The following is a 15,850-nucleotide window of genomic DNA, read 5'->3' on the forward strand; positions in this document are numbered from 1 at the left end:
ATGAGCTTTGCTGCCTACGCGCCCGCCCTGGGCCTGTTGCTCATCATGGGCCTGCTGGCCTGGGCCCTCCACTGGCTGAAGCAGCGCACCGCCCCCACCGGCAGCGGCCAGGGCGCCGAACTGCGGCTGGTGTCGCAACTGGCGCTGGGCCCGCAGCAGCGTGTGGTGGTGGTGGAGGTCAACAGCCCCCACGGCCCGGTGCAGCTGACCCTGGGCGTGACGCCCCAGCACGTGCGCACCCTGCACACGCAAGCCCTGGCCCGCCCGGCCGCCGGTGCGGCGCCCACGCCCGCCACCCCCAGCTACGCCGCCGTGGCCCAGGCGCTGCGGGGCAGCGAGCCGCGGCAGGAGCCCTCGGCATGACGCCCGGCCACGCACGGACGCGCTGGCGCCAGGGCCTGCTTGGCGCGGCCCTGCTCGCGCTGGCCGGTGCGGCGCTGGCCCAGGCCGCGCCCGGAGGGCAGCTGCCGCTGGTCATCGGCCAGGGGCCGGGCGGCACCAGCTACTCGGTGCCCATCCAGACGCTGCTGTTCTTCACCGCGCTGTCCTTCCTGCCCGCGGTGCTGCTGATGATGACGTCCTTCACCCGCATCGTCATCGTGCTCTCGCTCATGCGCCAGGCGCTGGGCACCCAGTCCTCGCCGCCCAACCAGGTCATCGTCGGGCTGTCGCTGTTCCTCAGCCTGTTCGTCATGGGCCCCACGCTGGACCGCGTGTACGACAACGCCTACCAACCCTACACCCAGAACACCCTGAGCTTCGAGCAGGCGTTGGCGCAGGGCGAAATCCCGCTGCGCGAGTTCATGACCAAGCAGACCCGCCAGTCCGACTTCGAGCTGTTCGCCCGCCTGGGCCAGCTCGGCCCCGAAGTGACGGTGGAGACCGCGCCGCTGCGCGTGCTGGTGCCGGCCTTCGTCATCAGCGAACTCAAAACCGCGTTCCAGATCGGCTTCATGGTCTTCATCCCCTTCCTGGTCATCGACATGATCGTGGCCAGCGTGCTCATGTCGCTGGGCATGATGATGCTGTCGCCGGTGCTGGTGGCCCTGCCCTTCAAGCTGATGCTGTTCGTGCTGGCCGACGGCTGGAACCTGCTCATCGGTTCGCTGGCCGCCAGCTTCGCCACCTAGCCCCGGAGCCGCCCCGCCATGGAAGCCCAAGCCGTCCTCACCATCGGGCAAAACGCCCTGTTCCTGCTGCTCATGGTCGCCGCACCGGTGCTGGGCACGGTGCTGGTGGTGGGCCTGGTCATCAGCCTGTTCCAGGCGCTGACGCAGATCAACGAAGCCACCCTGTCCTTCGTGCCCAAGCTGGTGGCGGCGGTGGCGGTGTTCGCCCTGGCCGGGCCGTGGATGCTGAGCACCCTGGTGGACTTCATCCGCCGCACGCTCATGGCCATCCCCGACTTCGCGGTCTGACCGCCCCGGCCCACGCCCCGCCCGCATGGTCACCTTCAGCGAAGCCCAGCTCATGGCCTGGGTCGCGCCGATCTTCTGGCCCTTTCTGCGGGTGCTGGGGGTGTTCGCCAGCGCGCCCATCTTCTCGGCGCGGTCGGTGCCGGTGCGCACCAAAATTGGCCTGGCCTTCGTCATCGCGGTGTGCCTGCAGCCGGCGCTGCCGGAGCCGCCCCTGCTCTCGCTCAACAGCGCGGCCGCCTTCGGCGCGGTGGTGCAGCAGCTGTCCATCGGCCTGGCCATCGGGCTGGCGGTGCGCATCGTGTTTTCCGCGGTGGAAATGGCGGGCGAAATCGTCGGCCTGCAAATGGGCCTGAACTTCGCCGGCTTTTTCGACCCCAGCACCAACGCCCAGACCAGCACCGTGGGCCGCTTCTTTGGCAACACCGCCATGCTGCTGTTCATCGTGCTCAACGGCCACCTGATGCTGATCCAGGCCGTGGCCGCCAGCTTCCAGACCTTTCCGGTCGGCGAGGACGCCTTCGGCGCGGTGCGCACCCTGCGCCTGCACGAACTGGGCGGGCTGGTGTTCTATTACGGTCTGTGGATCGCCCTGCCCATGATCGGCATGCTGCTGTTCGTCAACGTGGTCATGGGCATCGTCTCCCGCATCGCGCCGCAGATGAACGTCTTCGCCATCGGCTTTCCGCTGACCCTGTCGGTCGGGCTGCTGGGCATCGCCTTCACCCTGCCGATGATGGACCGCCCGGTGACGCAGCTCATGCGGGTGATCGCCGACCTGTTCGGTGCCGGCTAAAGACGCCGGCCCAACACCGGCACGGCCTCACACCAGCTGGTTGCGGATGGCGTAGACCGTCAGCTCGGCGTTGTTGCTCAGGCCCAGCTTTTCCAGCACCCGGGCGCGGTACACGCTCACCGTTTTGGGGCTGATCATCAGCTCCTCGGCGATCTGCGACAGCTTCTTGCCCGAGGCGATTTTTTTCAGCGTCTGCAACTCCCGCTCCGACAGGCTGTCGTGCAGCTCGGCGCCCTCGGGCGCGTTCAGGTGGTTGGCCAGCAGTTCGGCGATCTCGGCCGTGATGTACTTGCGCCCCTGCGCCACGGTGCGCACCGCCGCCAGCAGCGCGGCGGGGTCGCCGCCCTTGTTCAGGTAGCCCATGGCGCCGGCCTTGAGGCAGCGGATCGCGTACTGGTCCTCCGGGTACATCGACACCATCACCACCCGCACCGGGTTCTGCTCCTCCTGCAGCACCGCCAGAATTTCCAGCCCGCTGCGCCCGGGCAGGTCCACGTCCAGCAGCAGCACGTCGGGCTTGTGCTGGCGCAGGGCGTCGCGCAGGCTGGCGTAGCCGTCGGCCTCGCCCACCACCTGCACGTCGGTGGCCTCCATCAGCGTGTCGCGCACACCGCGGCGCACCACGGCGTGGTCGTCGCACAGCACCACCTTGATCATTCGGCAGTCTCCGGTTCGGGGGTCGTGGCGCCGCCCAGCGGCACCGAAAGTATCAGCGTCATGCCCTGGCCGGGCGCGGTCGCCACGTCCAGCCAGCCGCCCACGGTCTGGGCGCGCTCCTTCAGGCCCAGCAAGCCGAAGGACTGCAGCTTGGCCAGCTCGGCCGGCCCGGCACCGCGGCCGTCGTCCGAGATTTCCAGGGTCAGAAAGTCCTCCAGGTCGCTCACCTCCACCCGCACCGCGCGGGCCTGGGCGTGCTTGAGCACGTTGGTCAGCGCCTCCTGCACCGTGCGGTAGGCCACCATGTCCACCTTCGGGTCCAGCGGCGCGCGCAGGCGGCCGTGCAGCCCCACGGCCAGCCCGGTGCGTTCGGCAAAGGTGCGGGTCAGCCACTGCAGGGCTGGCATCAGGCCCTGGTCCAGCACCGCCGGGCGCAGGTTGCGCATGATGCGCTGGCTCGCGCCCAGGGCGTGTTCGGCCATGGCCAGCGCCGCCTGCACGTGGGTCTGCGCCTCGGCGTCGGTGCTGCGCCGCGCCAGCCAGGCCAGGTCGAGCTTGACCGCCGCGAGCGAGCCGCCGATGTCGTCGTGGATTTCGCGCGCGATGTCGGCGCGTTCGCGGTCGATGCTGGCCTGCAGGTGCTCGGTCAGCTCCACCAGGCGTTGGCGCGACTCCGTCAGGGCGCGCGCGGCATCGGCCTGGGCGCGGCGCGCGGCGGCCAGGTCCAGCGCCCGCTGCAGGGCGCCGGGCAGGCGCGCCAGCCGGTGTTTGTCCACGTAATCGCTCACGCCGCGCACCATGGCGTCGGCCACGGTGGCCTCGCCGATGGCGCCCGAGACGATCACGAACGGCAGCTCGATGCCCTCGGCGCGCAGCCAGTCCCAGGCGTCCAGGCCGGAAAACCCGGCCAGGTGGTAGTCGGCCAGCACCGCGTCCACCGGCCCCTGGCGCACCGCCGCCTGGAAGGCCTCCAGCGTGTCCACCAGGGTCAGCGCACACGGCACCTCGGCGCGCGCCAGCGCCCGCGCCACCAGCTCGTGGTCGGCGGGGTTGTCTTCCAGATGGAGGAGGTGCAAATCGGTCAAAGGGGCCTGTGCGTGCTGGGAGCCCGCATTTTTGCGAAAGATGGACGGTGGATGCGCACTATTTTGAGCCATGTCAGACCCGCGCCCTAGTCTAGACTGTCACTCGCGCTTATATTTGCAGGGAACGACACCTTTTCGGGACCCTGTGCACCGCCCCATGCAAGAAGAACCCGCCGACCCACGCCAGAAACGCCGCTGGCCGCGCGAAGAAGTCACCACGGTGGCCCCCCTGCCCGACCGCTCCGACGAGCCGGCGGTTGCCATGAACGTGGCCGCCGTGGCCGACCTGCAGGACTCGCTGCTCGTGGCCATGAACGACCTCAAGCGCCTGGAGGGCCTGCTCGACCACGCCACCGGCAACCTGCTGGACCGCTTCAACCAGGCCATGCAGGTGGCCGAGGGCCTGCCCGACAGCCCGGACACCCAGTCCATCCGTGCCGCGCTGCACCTGGCCGTCACCGAACTGCAGTTCCACGACATGGCCAGCCAGTTGCTGGTGCACACCGGCAAGGTGCTCAAGGGCTGCGCCTACACCCTGGCCGAACAGGCCATGGAGCCCGAAGAAGACGAAATCGGCGTGGTGGTGACCCACCTGCCGCAAAACCCCAACCCCGTGACCCAGAGCGAGATGGACGCCGGTTCCATCGAACTGTTCTGATCTCTCCCGCCATCACCGCCCCGTTCACAAGGTAACCCCATGCATTCGATTCTCGCCGTTGACGATTCCGCCTCCATGCGCAAGATGGTGTCTTTCACCCTGGTGGGCGCCGGGTTCAACGTGGTCGAGGCGGTCGACGGCGTCGACGCGTTCGAAAAGGCCCAGAAACAGACCTTCGACCTGGTGCTGACCGACCAGAACATGCCGCGCCTGGACGGCATCGGCCTGACGCGCAAGCTGCGCGAGCACCCGGCGTTCAAGAACACGCCCATCCTGATCCTGACCACCGAGTCCAGCGACCAGATGAAACAGGCCGGCCGCGCCGCCGGCGCCACCGGCTGGCTGGTCAAGCCCTTCGACCCCAACCGCCTGATCGAGGTCATCAACAAGGTCATCCGTTGAAGCCGGCCTGACGCCCCCGCTCCCCCCACCGGCCTCCACCGAGAACCACGCCCATGGCAGACGACAAGAACGACGGCTTTGACCTGACCCAGTTCTACCAAATCTTCTTTGAAGAGGCGGGCGAGAACCTGGAGCAGATGGAGCAACAGCTGCTCAACCTAGACCTGGAGACGGTCGACGACGAAGAACTCAACGCCATCTTCCGCTGCGCCCACTCGATCAAGGGCGGCGCCGCCACCTTCGGCTTCGAAGACGTGGCCGAACTCACCCACCAAATGGAGTCGCTGCTGGACAAGCTGCGCCGCCACGAACTGGCCCCCACCATGCCCATGGTGGACGTGCTGCTGGAAGCCTCCGACGCGCTCAAGGGCCTGCTGGCGCGCCACCAGGGCCTGGGCGGTGAGCCGCCCGAAACCGCCGGTCTGGTGCAGCGCATCCGGGTGCTGGCCTCGGGCGGCGCGGCGGTGCCCCCGCCCCCCCCTGCGCCGGTCCCTCCGCCCCCGCCCGCCCCGGCCCCCGGCGGCATGCCGGCGGCCAGCGCGCCCGGCGCCGCGCGCCAGTTGCAGGCGGTCATCGGCCCGCTGGACCACCCCGAACAGGCCGAGGCCATCAAGGAGCTGTTCCGCGACATCGAAGGCCTGGGCACCATCACCGGCGAACGCGACGACGGCGGCCGCAAGGTCTACCTGATCGACACCACCAGCAGCGACGCCGACCTGCTGGACCTGTTCGCCTTCCACGTGGCCAAAGAAAAAATCGCCCTGCTGCCGGCCGGCGCGGCCCCGGCGCCCGCCCCCGTGGCGCCGCCGGCACCGGCCGCGGCCGCCGCCGAAGGGTCGGGCTTTGACCACAGCCAGGACATCATCGAACAGGGCTACGGCCTGTTCGCCGGCGCCCCGGGCAGCCCGGTGGCGTCCACCGTGCCCGGGGCCTCGGGCGCCCCGGTGCCGGCCGACGACCTGGTGCAAGGCTACGGCCTGTTCCCCGGCGCGCCCGGCAACCCGCTGACCCCCCGCGCCCATGCCGACATCGTCCAGGCCGAAAGCGGCCTGGCGGCGGGCAGCGCCGCCGCCCCGGCCGAGTCCAAGGCGCGCGAAGGCGCCAAGGCCACCCGCGCCGCGGCCACCGCGCAACTGGAAACCACCTCGCTGCGGGTGTCGGTCAGCAAGATCGACCAGCTCATCAACCAGGTGGGCGAACTGGTCATCACCCAGGCCATGCTGGCGCAAAACAGCCGCAGCCTGGACGCGACGCTGAACCAGCAGCTGCTGTCGGGCCTGGCCGACCTGGAGCGCAACACCCGTGACCTGCAGGAATCGGTCATGTCGATCCGCATGATCCCGATGTCGGTGGTGTTCAGCCGTTTCCCGCGCATGTTGCGCGACCTGGCGTCCAAGCTGGGCAAGAAGGTGGAACTGCTCACGCACGGCGAAGCGACCGAGCTGGACAAGGGCCTGATCGAAAAAATCACCGACCCGCTGACCCACCTGATCCGCAACAGCTGCGACCACGGCATCGAACAGCCCGACGAACGGCTGGCCAAAGGCAAGCCCGAAATCGGCACCATCACCCTGTCTGCGGCGCACCAGGGCGGCTCCATCCTGATCGAGGTGCGCGACGACGGCAAGGGCCTGTCGCGCCAGAAGCTGATCGACAAGGCGCGGGCCAAGGGCATCCCGGTGTCGGACGACATGCCCGACCAGGAGGCCTGGCAGCTCATCTTCGCACCGGGCTTCTCCACCGCCGAGGTGGTGACCGACGTGTCCGGCCGCGGCGTGGGCATGGACGTGGTCAAGAAAAACATCGCCGCGCTGGGCGGTTCGGTGGAGCTGGACTCGTCCGAAGGCTTTGGCATGAGCGTGAAGGTGCGCCTGCCGCTGACGCTGGCCATCATGGACGGCATGACGGTGCGGGTGGCCGACGAGGTGTACATCCTGCCGCTGTCGTCGGTGGTGGAGTCGTTCCAGGTCCAGGCCAAGGACATCAACACCGTGGCGCAGAACGCGCAGCTGGTGAAGGTGCGCGACGAGTACATGCCCGTGATCGAGGTGGACCGTCTGTTCGCGGTGCCGCGCCCGGCCGAGGCCACGCCGGGCAACACCATCATGGTGGTGATCGAGTCCGACGGCTCGCGGGTGGCGCTGATGGTGGACGAGCTGCTGGGCCAGCAGCAGGTGGTGATCAAAAACCTGGAGTCCAACTACCGCAAGGTGCAGTACGTGTCCGGCGCCACCATTCTGGGCGACGGCAGCGTGTCGCTGATCCTGGACACCTCCTCGCTGGTGCGCCGCGCCCGCCAATGACGGACCCCGCCCATGGCCGTTGACGACGACAGCGCGCTGCAGAGCCGGGAGTTCGCCTGGACCCCGGCCGACTTCACCCGCATCCAGCAGCTGATCTACCGGCACGCCGGCATCAGCCTGCACGATGGCAAGCAGGCCATGGTGTACAGCCGCATCGCGCGGCGGCTGCGCGACACCGGGCACGGCAGCTTCCGCAACTACCTGGACTGGCTGGAACAGCACGGCAGCGCCGACGAGTGGCAGGAATTCGTCAACGCGCTGACCACCAACCTCACCTCCTTCTTCCGCGAAAATCACCACTTCGTGGAGCTGGCGCGGCTGCTCAAGGAAGGCGGCGCCGGCCACGAATGGAAGGTCTGGTGCAGCGCCGCCTCCACCGGGGAGGAGCCGTACTCCATCGCCATCACCCTGGCCGACGCGTTGGGCCTCAACGGCCGCTTCCGCATCTGGGCCAGCGACATCGACACCAAGGTGCTGCAGACCGCCTCGCGCGGGGTGTACAAGCTGGACGGCCTGAAAAACGTCAGCCCGGACCAACTGCGCAAATACTTCCTCAAAGGCACCGGCCACAACAGCGGCCTGGCCCGGGTGCGGCCCGAGCTGCAAAAGCACATCCAGTTCTTCAACCTCAACCTGATCGAGGACAGCTGGGCGCTGCGCGAGGAGTTTGACGTGGTGTTCTGCCGCAACGTCATGATCTATTTCGACAACACCACGCAGCGGCAGGTGCTGGCGCGCATCCACCGGCTGATGAAGCCCAAGGGCACGCTGTTCGTGGGGCACGCCGAAAACTTCAGCGATGCACGCTCCTTGTTCGCGCTGCGTGGTAAAACCGTTTACGAAAAAGTCTGAACCGTATGCACCGCAGCACCGCGCACCTGCAAACCCTCAAGTCCCGGCCGCGCAAGCCGGGGGAGGCGTCGTTCTTTTTCCACGACCAGCACTTCAAGTACAACGCGGCCAAGGTGTTGCCGGGCGAATATTTCGTGTCCAACGAGGACGTGGTCATCATGACCGTGCTGGGCTCGTGCATCGCCGCCTGCATCTGGGACTCGCGCCTGCGCATCGGCGGCATGAACCACTTCATGCTGCCCGAAGGCGGCGCCGACACCTCGGGCCGCTACGGTTCCTACGCCATGGAACTGCTGATCAACGAACTGGTGAAAATGGGTTCCTCGCGCGAGTACATGCAGGCCAAGGTGTTCGGTGGCGGCGCGGTCATTGCCGGTTTCACCAGCATGAACGTGGGCGAACGCAACACCAAATTCGTGCTCGACTACCTGGCCACCGAACGCATTCCGGTGGTTTCCAAAGACGTGATGGACATCTACCCGCGCAAGGTGGTGTTTTTCCCGGTCACCGGCAAGGCCATGGTCAAACGCCTGGCCCACGCCCACCCCGAAACGCTCGAATCCCAGGAACGCCAGGGCGTGGCCACCCGCGTGGTGCAGTCCACCGCCGGCGGCTCGGTCGACCTGTTCTGACCCCATTCAGGCGCGGCATGCAGAAAATCACAGTGGTGGTGGTGGACGACTCGGCGCTCGTGCGCAGCCTGCTCACCGAAATCATCAACCAGCAGCCGGACATGGCGTGCATCGGCGCGGCCAACGACCCGCTGCAGGCGCGCGAGATGATCCGCGAACTCAACCCCGACGTCATCACCCTGGACGTGGAAATGCCCAAAATGGACGGGCTGGAATTCCTGTCGCGGCTGATGCGGCTGCGCCCGATGCCGGTGGTCATGGTGTCCACCCTGACCGAGCAGGGCGCCGACACCACGCTGCGCGCGCTGGAAATGGGCGCGGTGGACTTTGTGGCCAAACCGCGCGTGGGCGTCTCGGCCGGGCTGCGCGAGCTGGGGCAGGAGATTGTGGAGAAAATCCGCATCGCCAGCCAGGCGCGGGTGAGCCGCCACGTGGCCCCGCCCGCCCCGCCGACGCCACCCCGCGCGGACGGTGGCGCCGCCGCGCCGCCGCGCCCGGCCACCCGGCTGCTGTCCACCGAAAAAATGATCTGCATCGGCGCCTCCACCGGCGGCACCGAAGCGATCAAGGAAATCCTGGTGGAGCTGCCGGCCGACGCGCCGGCCATCGTCATCACCCAGCACATGCCGGCCGGCTTCACCAGCAGCTTTGCCGCGCGGCTGGACTCGCTGTGCAAAATCCGCGTGGCCGAGGCCCAGCACGGCCAGCGCCTGCTGCCGGGCCACGCCTACATCGCGCCGGGCGGCACCCAATTCCACATCGAACGCAGCGGCGCCAACTACGTGGCGGTGGTGGACGACGGCCCGCCGGTCAACCGCCACAAGCCCTCGGTGGAGGTGCTGTTCAAGTCGTGCGCCCGGGTGCTGGGCCCCAACGCGGTGGGCGTGATGCTGACCGGCATGGGCGGCGACGGCGCGGCCGCGATGCGCGAGATGCGCGACGCCGGCAGCTACAACATCGTGCAGGACGAAGCCAGCTGCGTGGTGTTTGGCATGCCCAAAATGGCCATCCAGCACGGCGCGGCACACGAGGTGCTGCCGCTGCGGCAGATCGCGCGCGCAATCATGGAACGGGTCAACAGCGCCGGTGGCGTGCGCCACCGCATCTGAAGCCGCTCAGACGCGCTGGTTGACGTTGGCCCCCGGCGCCGGGAAGTCGCCGCTGCCGGTGCGCACGTAGTTTTCGGTGGCCTCCAGCGCGCGTTCGCTGGGCATAGGCGGTTGCGGCGCCAGCACCTCGGCCCGGGCGGCGGCGGCGGCGCGGGCGTCGTCGCCAATCAGCACGTCCACCGCGGCGCGGCTGGCCTTCCACATGTTGGGCAGCAGTTCGTTGATCTGGGTGTCCATCGCCTCCTGCGCTGGGCTTTTCACCTCGCGCGGGAATTCGCCCTTGAAGCGCTGCTGCTCGGCCCGCGCCTGGGCGGCGCGCTCGGCTTCGGCCTGGCGGGCCTGGGCCTGCGTCTGGGCGTTGGGGGCGGCGGCCGGGTTGGCTTCGTCCGCTTCGGGGGCCGCGGCCGTGGCGTCCTGGGCCGCGCCGTCGGCGGCGTTGCTGGGCGCAGGCGCAGCGGCCCGCGACGCCTGCGCCACAGCACCGGCCGTGGCCTGGGCCGCAGCCGGCACCTGGCCCACCTTGTCGGGCGCGGCGGCGTTGTTGCGCACTTCCACGGTGGCGGTCTGGCCGGTGGGGTTCACCGGCGGCAGGGCCGGCGGGGCGTACACCGCCGCGGCACGCCCGCCATCGCCCCCGCCCTGCGACACGACCACGGACACACCCGCGTTCTCGGGCGAGACCGCGTTGCTGGGCTTGACCGGCACCACCGGCTGCGCCTTGGCAACGGGGGCCTGTGGCGGCACGGGTGAGACGGCGACAGAAGAAATGGTCAACATGGCGAACTCCTCGGCGAAGCATCCAGATTGCACGGGATTTCCGCTTTCCCTCGTTCTATCGGACCTCCTGAAGCAAACTTTAGGGTCCGCATCCAAAAAATTCAAGCCACGCCACGCCGTAAAATGCGTGGATAAGCAACCTACCGAGGCAAGCAATGTCCGTGATCCCCTCCATGTCCGACCGCGACGGCAAAATCTGGATGGATGGCCAGATGGTCGATTGGCGCGACGCCAAAATCCACGTCCTGACGCACACGCTGCACTACGGCTGCGGCGCCTTCGAGGGGGTGCGGGCCTACAACACCGTCAACGGTCCGGCCATTTTCCGCCTGGAAGAACACACCCAGCGCCTGTTCAACAGTGCCAAAATTTTGCGCATGAAGATCCCGTTCACCCAGGAAGAGGTGAACGAAGCGCAAAAAGCCGTCATCCGTGAAAACCAGCTGGAAAGCGGTTACCTGCGCCCGCTGACCTGGATCGGTGACAAGAAGCTGGGCGTCAGCCCCAAGGGCAACACCATCCACCTGATGGTCGCTGCCTGGGCCTGGGGCGCCTACCTGGGCGAAGAAGGCATGAAGCGCGGCATCCGCGTCAAGACCAGCAGCTACACCCGCCACCACGTCAACATCACCATGACGCAGGCCAAGGCGGTGAGCAACTACACCAACAGCATTTTGGCCAACATGGAAGCCACCGACGAGGGCTACGACGAGGCCCTGCTGCTCGACAGCGCCGGCTTCGTGAGCGAAGGCGCGGGCGAAAACATTTTCGTCATCAAGAACGGCGTGATCTACACCCCCGACCTGTCGGCCGGCGCGCTCAACGGCATCACCCGCAACACGGTGTTCCACATCGCCAAAGACCTGGGCCTGGACATCGTGCAAAAGCGCATCACCCGCGACGAGGTGTACATTGCCGACGAAGCCTTCTTCACCGGCACCGCCGCCGAGGTGACGCCGATCCGCGAGTTGGACCGCATCGAGATCGGTGCGGGCAGCCGCGGGCCGATCACCGAACAGGTGCAAACCGCGTTCTTTGACATCGTCAACGGCCGCAACCCGAAATACGCCCATTGGCTGACCAAAGTGTGATTGCCATGAGCCAAGTCCCTTCTGCTATCGAACTGGCCGCCAAAGACCTGAACGCCCACGGCGGCGTGTTCTGCCCCAGCCCCCTGGCCGACATGAAGCTGTGGAACAGCCACCCCAAGGTGTACCTGGACGTGGCCAAGACCGGCGAGGCCCGCTGCCCCTACTGCGGCACCGTGTACCGCCTGAAGGCGGGCGAGGTGGTGGCCCACGGGCACTGAGCCCACCGTGAGCCTCGTCAACCCCGTCAGCGCCGAGGTGCGCGCCGCGCTGGAGCGCGTCACCGTGGTGGTGGTCACGTTCAACAGCGCCCACTGCCTGCCCGACCTGGGCCGCGCGCTGGCCGCCTGCCCCCAGGTGGTGGTGGTGGACAACGGCAGCGACGACGGCTGCGCTTCCCTGACACCGCAGCACCTGCCGCAAGCCCAGGTGCTGGCCCTGCCCCAGAACCTGGGGTTTGGTGCCGCCAACAACCGCGCCCTGGCACAGGTGCGCACCCCGTTTGCCCTGCTGCTCAACCCCGACTGCGAACTGGCGCCCGAGGCCTTGGCCGCCCTGGTGGCCGCCGCCGACGCCGACCCCCAGGCCGCCGTGCTGGCCCCGCAGCTGACCAACGCCCAGGGCCGGCCCGACGTGAACTACCGCTGGCCCCACCTGCACTGGGCCAGCCGTGGCCCCGCCGCCGACGGCCCCGCCTGCGTGGGTTTTGTGTGCGGCGCCGCCATGCTGTGCCGCCTGTCGGCCTTTGAAGGCGTGGGTTTTTTCGACGAACGCTTCTTCCTGTACTACGAAGACGACGACCTGTGCCTGCGCCTGTTCCAGGCACAACGGCCGCTGGTGGTGGTGCCCAGCGTGACGGCGGTGCACCGCTCGCGCGGCTCGGTGCGCGGCAACAGCCCCTGGCGCAGCGAATACCTGCGCGGCTACCACCACGCGCAATCCAAACTCATCTTCACGGCCAAGCACCAGACGGTGACCCTGGCCCAGCGCCAGCGGCGCCGCCTGGTGGGCACCACCCTGCTCGGGCTGCCGCTGCGCCTTTTGCTCATTTCGCCCCGGCTGGCGGCCCGCATGATCGGGCGGCTGCGCGGGGCCCTGGACTGGACCCCGCCCCATGGCTGACGCCCCCGCCCCCCGCCCCACCCTGTGCATTGGGGTGCTGACGCTGAACGAAGCACGCCGAATTCGTCAGTGCTTAGAAAGCGCCTCGTTTGCAGATCGAGTGGTGGTGTTGGACAGCGGCAGCACCGACAGCACACGTGAGATTGCCCAGAAAATGGGCACTGAAGTACATCAATCGCTGGATTGGCAAGGCTTTGCCGTGCAACGCAATCGATTGTTAACGTTCTGCAAGGAAGACTACGTGTTCTTCCTGGATGCTGACGAAGTAATCACCCCTGGTTTGCGGGCAGAAATTCAAGCAGCCTTAACGGCCGCCACCCCCACCGTCTGGGAAACTTACTGGAGAGAAGTGGCCTTCGGGCGCCCGATCTTTAATTTATTCGGAAAAAAGAGTCTGGCACGCCTGTTCCCTCGCTCGGTGCTTCTGCACTTTGAAGGGGTGGTTCACGAACACGCTTTACTTAAAGACCCAGACATTCCACGTCGTGTTTTTCAGTCCCCTCTGTTGCACTATTCTCGCGAGACTGTTCACGACAGCCTGCGGAAATTGACGCAATACTCCATGCTCGGTGCAGCCAAGCGCGCCTCCAAAGGCAAATACGGTGGCGTGATGAGAGGAATTGCTTCGGGGCTCGCAATGTTTGTACGCTTGTACATTTTCAGAGCCAGTTTCTTATCGGGAGGGCCGGGTTTCTTGTATGCGTTCTTTATCGCGCTGGAATGTTTCTTCCGCTACGCAGCGTTGCACTACGACCGACAAACACTCACGGAATCCGTGCAACGCTGAATAAGACACGACCTGACTCAAGGGTCAAGACACGATATACGCCCCGGCCCCCGTGGACAACAACTTCCCATCGGCCCCATAAAACCCCATGCGGGTGGACGCCACGCGCGAGCCCAGCCGCAACACCTCGGCGCGCAGCTCGAACCACTCGCCAATGCCGGGGCGCAGGTAGTCGATGCGCAGGTCGATGGTGCCCAGCTTGCCGAAGCGGTGCAGGCGCTGTTCCGGCGTTTCGTCCATGTGGCGCGCGCCGATGGCGGCCATGGCCGCCAGGCCGCCCATGGCGTCCAGCCCGGCGCTGATGACGCCGCCGTGCACCCGGTTGTAGGCAAAGTGGCCCACCAACTGGGACCGCATGTCGATGCGGGCCGTGACCTGCTCGGGCGCGATGGCGGTGATCTTCAGCCCCAGCACGGTGTTGAAGACGATTTTTTCCTCGAAGATCTGGCGCACGCCCTCGATGAACTCGGGCTCAAACACCACCGGCGCGGCGGGGGGGTGGACGATGGGTTTGCTCATACCTGCGAAAAATCCGGTTGGCGCTTTTGCAGAAAGGCCGAAAACGCCTCTTTGGCGGCGGGTTCGCGCAGCATGCGGCCGAACACGTCACCCTCTTCGGCCATGGTCTGCAGCACCAGGGCCTGCTGGCCTTTTTTCATGAGGCGTTTGGTTTCCACCAGGCTGCTCAGGGGTTTGGCGGCCAGCTTGCGCGCCACGGCCTGGGCGTAGCCGTTGGCTTCGCTGGGCGGCAGCACCTTGTTCACCAGGCCCACTTCCAGCGCGGCTTCGGCGTAGAAGGCGTCGCCCAGCAGCAGGGCTTCGGCGGCGCGGTGGTAGCCGAACATTTGCGGCGCCAGCAGGCTGGACGCGCCTTCGGCGCACAGCCCCAGGTTGACGAAGGGCATGGAGAAGGCGGCGTTGTCGCCGGCATACACCAGGTCGCAGTGGAACAGCAGGGTGGTGCCGATGCCCACGGCCGGGCCGCAGACAGCAGCCACCAGCGGTTTGGGGAAGCTGGCGATGTTGCGCAGGAAGCGGAACACCGGGGTGTTCTGGTCGGCCGGCGGGGCGTTGAGGAAGTCGCCCACGTCGTTGCCGGCGCTGAAGATGGCCTCGTCGCCCTGCAGCACCACCACGCGCACGCTGGCGTCGGCCTGGGCCTGTTCCAGCGCGTCGGCCAGGGTGGCGTACATGGCGGCGGTCAGGGAATTCTTGCGCGCCAGGCGGTTGAAGGTCAGCGTCATCACGCCGCCGTCGACGTGGCTCAGGATGTCGGACATGGGGTTCACTCCTTGAAATAGACGATCTGGTGGGTGGTGGCCAGCAGGTGGCCGGCGGGGTTCCAGAGTTCGGCGCTTTGGTCGAAATAGCCGTTGAAAAACGATTGTGCCCGCGCCTGGCCGAGCAGGTGCCCGGTGCCGGTGGCGGCCAGTTCGGCGCGGCTGGCGTGGAAGTACACGGTCATGGACACGGTGCCGATGGGCGTCATCAGCGCCCGGCGGCGCCAGACGCGCGGGAAGAAGGCGTCGGCACAGGCGGTCAGGCTGCAGAAGTCCAGCGGGCGGGGCGGCTCGTCGCGCAGCCAGAGCCGGGTCAGGCTGTCGGCTTCGCTGCCGTCCCAGTGCTGGGGCAGGCTGCCTTCGCACAAGCGGAAGTCGTAGCGCTGTATCCACGGAATGGGCCCGCCCCAGGGGGTGGGGGCGACAGCGTCGGGCGGCGGCAGCTGGGGCATCACGGCGTCCGTCGCGCTCCAGGTGTCGCGGCGCACGGCGGTGACGGCGCTGCCGGTCAGCACCACCTGGTCGGCGCCGTGGGCGTCGGGCTGCAGCATGCGCAGCGTCCAGTGCTGGGTGGAGCGGTTGGTGCGGGCCGGGGTGGCTTCCAGCCGGAACGGGGTGGCCGGGTCCACCGCCGCGGCGAAGTTGACGGTGAGCGTGACGGGCTCGCCCAGCCGGTCCGGGTGTTGCAGCACGGCGTTGAGCGCCTGCGCTGCGGTGACGCCGCCGAACGGCCCCACCATGTTCTGGTAGCCGGGGTGGGCCCGGCCCTGCCAGCACCGGGTGCCCGGCGCGGGCGCGCCGGCCGTGGGCTGTGGCTGCAGCGCCATGGCCTCGTCAAACGGGTGCGCGCCGCCGCTGGAGGGAGCTGTGGTCAATCGGGTCTCCTG

General features: G+C 67.8%; 20 protein-coding genes. 14 read left to right on the forward strand and 6 right to left on the reverse strand.

Features of this window, described 5'->3' with window-relative positions; translation table 11 throughout:
- The 4 genes from HA630_RS12860 to fliR are packed head-to-tail and all read left to right on the forward strand — an operon-like array spanning window position 1 to window position 2,211.
- Window positions 1–363, forward strand: a complete 363-nt coding sequence (locus HA630_RS12860; RefSeq protein ID WP_166835230.1) for a flagellar biosynthetic protein FliO — start codon at window positions 1–3, stop codon at window positions 361–363.
- Window positions 360–1,130, forward strand: a complete 771-nt coding sequence (gene fliP, locus HA630_RS12865) for a flagellar type III secretion system pore protein FliP (RefSeq protein ID WP_166835232.1) — start codon at window positions 360–362, stop codon at window positions 1,128–1,130. The genes HA630_RS12860 and fliP overlap by 4 nt, the downstream gene beginning before the upstream one ends.
- Before the next feature lie 18 nt (window positions 1,131–1,148).
- The gene (gene fliQ, locus HA630_RS12870; RefSeq protein ID WP_166835234.1) at window positions 1,149–1,418 is read left to right on the forward strand and encodes a flagellar biosynthesis protein FliQ; all 270 of its coding nucleotides are present in this window, start codon (window positions 1,149–1,151) and stop codon (window positions 1,416–1,418) included.
- 25 nt (window positions 1,419–1,443) lie between these two features.
- Entirely contained in the window at window positions 1,444–2,211 is a 768-nt protein-coding gene (fliR, locus tag HA630_RS12875; RefSeq protein WP_166835236.1) for a flagellar biosynthetic protein FliR, read from the forward strand.
- 27 nt (window positions 2,212–2,238) lie between these two features.
- Here the strand turns inward: fliR and HA630_RS12880 are convergent, their stop codons facing one another.
- Together HA630_RS12880 and HA630_RS12885 are read right to left on the reverse strand one after the other, a co-directional pair.
- Window positions 2,239–2,868, reverse strand: a complete 630-nt coding sequence (locus tag HA630_RS12880) for a response regulator transcription factor (RefSeq protein ID WP_166835238.1) — start codon at window positions 2,866–2,868, stop codon at window positions 2,239–2,241.
- On the reverse strand, window positions 2,865–3,953 hold the full coding sequence (locus HA630_RS12885; RefSeq protein ID WP_243855457.1) for an ATP-binding protein: 1,089 nt from the start codon (window positions 3,951–3,953) through the stop codon (window positions 2,865–2,867). Before HA630_RS12885 ends, HA630_RS12880 begins: the two co-directional genes overlap by 4 nt.
- 262 nt (window positions 3,954–4,215) lie before the next feature.
- Here HA630_RS12885 and HA630_RS12890 point away from each other — a divergent pair, with 262 nt between their 5' ends.
- From HA630_RS12890 to HA630_RS12915, 6 genes are read left to right on the forward strand one after another with little or no spacing between them, the layout of a single operon-like run.
- Window positions 4,216–4,611, forward strand: coding sequence for a hypothetical protein (locus tag HA630_RS12890; protein WP_166835279.1), 396 nt, complete (start codon window positions 4,216–4,218; stop codon window positions 4,609–4,611).
- A 39-nt stretch (window positions 4,612–4,650) separates the two neighbouring features.
- Entirely contained in the window at window positions 4,651–5,013 is a 363-nt protein-coding gene (locus HA630_RS12895) for a response regulator (protein WP_166835242.1), read from the forward strand.
- Window positions 5,014–5,066: 53 nt separating this feature from the next.
- Window positions 5,067–7,316 (forward strand): chemotaxis protein CheW, encoded by a 2,250-nt coding sequence (locus HA630_RS12900; RefSeq protein WP_166835244.1) that lies wholly within the window; start codon window positions 5,067–5,069, stop codon window positions 7,314–7,316.
- A gap of 12 nt (window positions 7,317–7,328) precedes the next feature.
- Window positions 7,329–8,168, forward strand: coding sequence for a CheR family methyltransferase (locus HA630_RS12905; protein ID WP_166835246.1), 840 nt, complete (start codon window positions 7,329–7,331; stop codon window positions 8,166–8,168).
- 5 nt (window positions 8,169–8,173) lie between these two features.
- Entirely contained in the window at window positions 8,174–8,800 is a 627-nt protein-coding gene (cheD, locus tag HA630_RS12910; protein WP_166835248.1) for a chemoreceptor glutamine deamidase CheD, read from the forward strand.
- A 17-nt stretch (window positions 8,801–8,817) separates the two neighbouring features.
- On the forward strand, window positions 8,818–9,909 hold the full coding sequence (locus tag HA630_RS12915) for a chemotaxis response regulator protein-glutamate methylesterase (RefSeq protein ID WP_166835250.1): 1,092 nt from the start codon (window positions 8,818–8,820) through the stop codon (window positions 9,907–9,909).
- A 6-nt stretch (window positions 9,910–9,915) separates the two neighbouring features.
- Here the strand turns inward: HA630_RS12915 and HA630_RS12920 are convergent, their stop codons facing one another.
- Complete coding sequence (locus HA630_RS12920; RefSeq protein WP_166835252.1) at window positions 9,916–10,686, reverse strand: hypothetical protein; 771 nt, start codon at window positions 10,684–10,686, stop codon at window positions 9,916–9,918.
- 155 nt (window positions 10,687–10,841) lie between these two features.
- Between HA630_RS12920 and HA630_RS12925 the strand changes: the two genes are divergently transcribed.
- From HA630_RS12925 to HA630_RS12940, 4 genes are read left to right on the forward strand one after another with little or no spacing between them, the layout of a single operon-like run.
- Window positions 10,842–11,777, forward strand: a complete 936-nt coding sequence (locus HA630_RS12925; protein WP_166835253.1) for a branched-chain amino acid transaminase — start codon at window positions 10,842–10,844, stop codon at window positions 11,775–11,777.
- 5 nt (window positions 11,778–11,782) lie between these two features.
- Entirely contained in the window at window positions 11,783–11,995 is a 213-nt protein-coding gene (locus HA630_RS12930) for a zinc-finger domain-containing protein (protein ID WP_166835255.1), read from the forward strand.
- Between the two features lie 7 nt (window positions 11,996–12,002).
- Entirely contained in the window at window positions 12,003–12,896 is an 894-nt protein-coding gene (locus tag HA630_RS12935; RefSeq protein ID WP_371809248.1) for a glycosyltransferase family 2 protein, read from the forward strand.
- Window positions 12,889–13,683: a glycosyltransferase family 2 protein gene (locus HA630_RS12940; protein WP_166835257.1), complete on the forward strand. Its 795-nt coding sequence runs from the start codon at window positions 12,889–12,891 to the stop codon at window positions 13,681–13,683. The genes HA630_RS12935 and HA630_RS12940 overlap by 8 nt, the downstream gene beginning before the upstream one ends.
- Window positions 13,684–13,707: 24 nt before the next feature.
- Here the strand turns inward: HA630_RS12940 and HA630_RS12945 are convergent, their stop codons facing one another.
- From HA630_RS12945 to HA630_RS12955, 3 genes are read right to left on the reverse strand one after another with little or no spacing between them, the layout of a single operon-like run.
- Window positions 13,708–14,202 (reverse strand): thioesterase family protein, encoded by a 495-nt coding sequence (locus HA630_RS12945; RefSeq protein ID WP_166835259.1) that lies wholly within the window; start codon window positions 14,200–14,202, stop codon window positions 13,708–13,710.
- The gene (locus HA630_RS12950) at window positions 14,199–14,963 is read right to left on the reverse strand and encodes an enoyl-CoA hydratase (protein WP_166835261.1); all 765 of its coding nucleotides are present in this window, start codon (window positions 14,961–14,963) and stop codon (window positions 14,199–14,201) included. The genes HA630_RS12945 and HA630_RS12950 overlap by 4 nt, the downstream gene beginning before the upstream one ends.
- A 5-nt stretch (window positions 14,964–14,968) precedes the next feature.
- The gene (locus tag HA630_RS12955; RefSeq protein WP_166835282.1) at window positions 14,969–15,790 is read right to left on the reverse strand and encodes an acyl-CoA thioesterase II; all 822 of its coding nucleotides are present in this window, start codon (window positions 15,788–15,790) and stop codon (window positions 14,969–14,971) included.
- Between the last annotated feature and the right edge of the window lie 60 nt (window positions 15,791–15,850).

The sequence above is a fragment of the Aquabacterium sp. A08 genome (assembly GCF_011742065.1).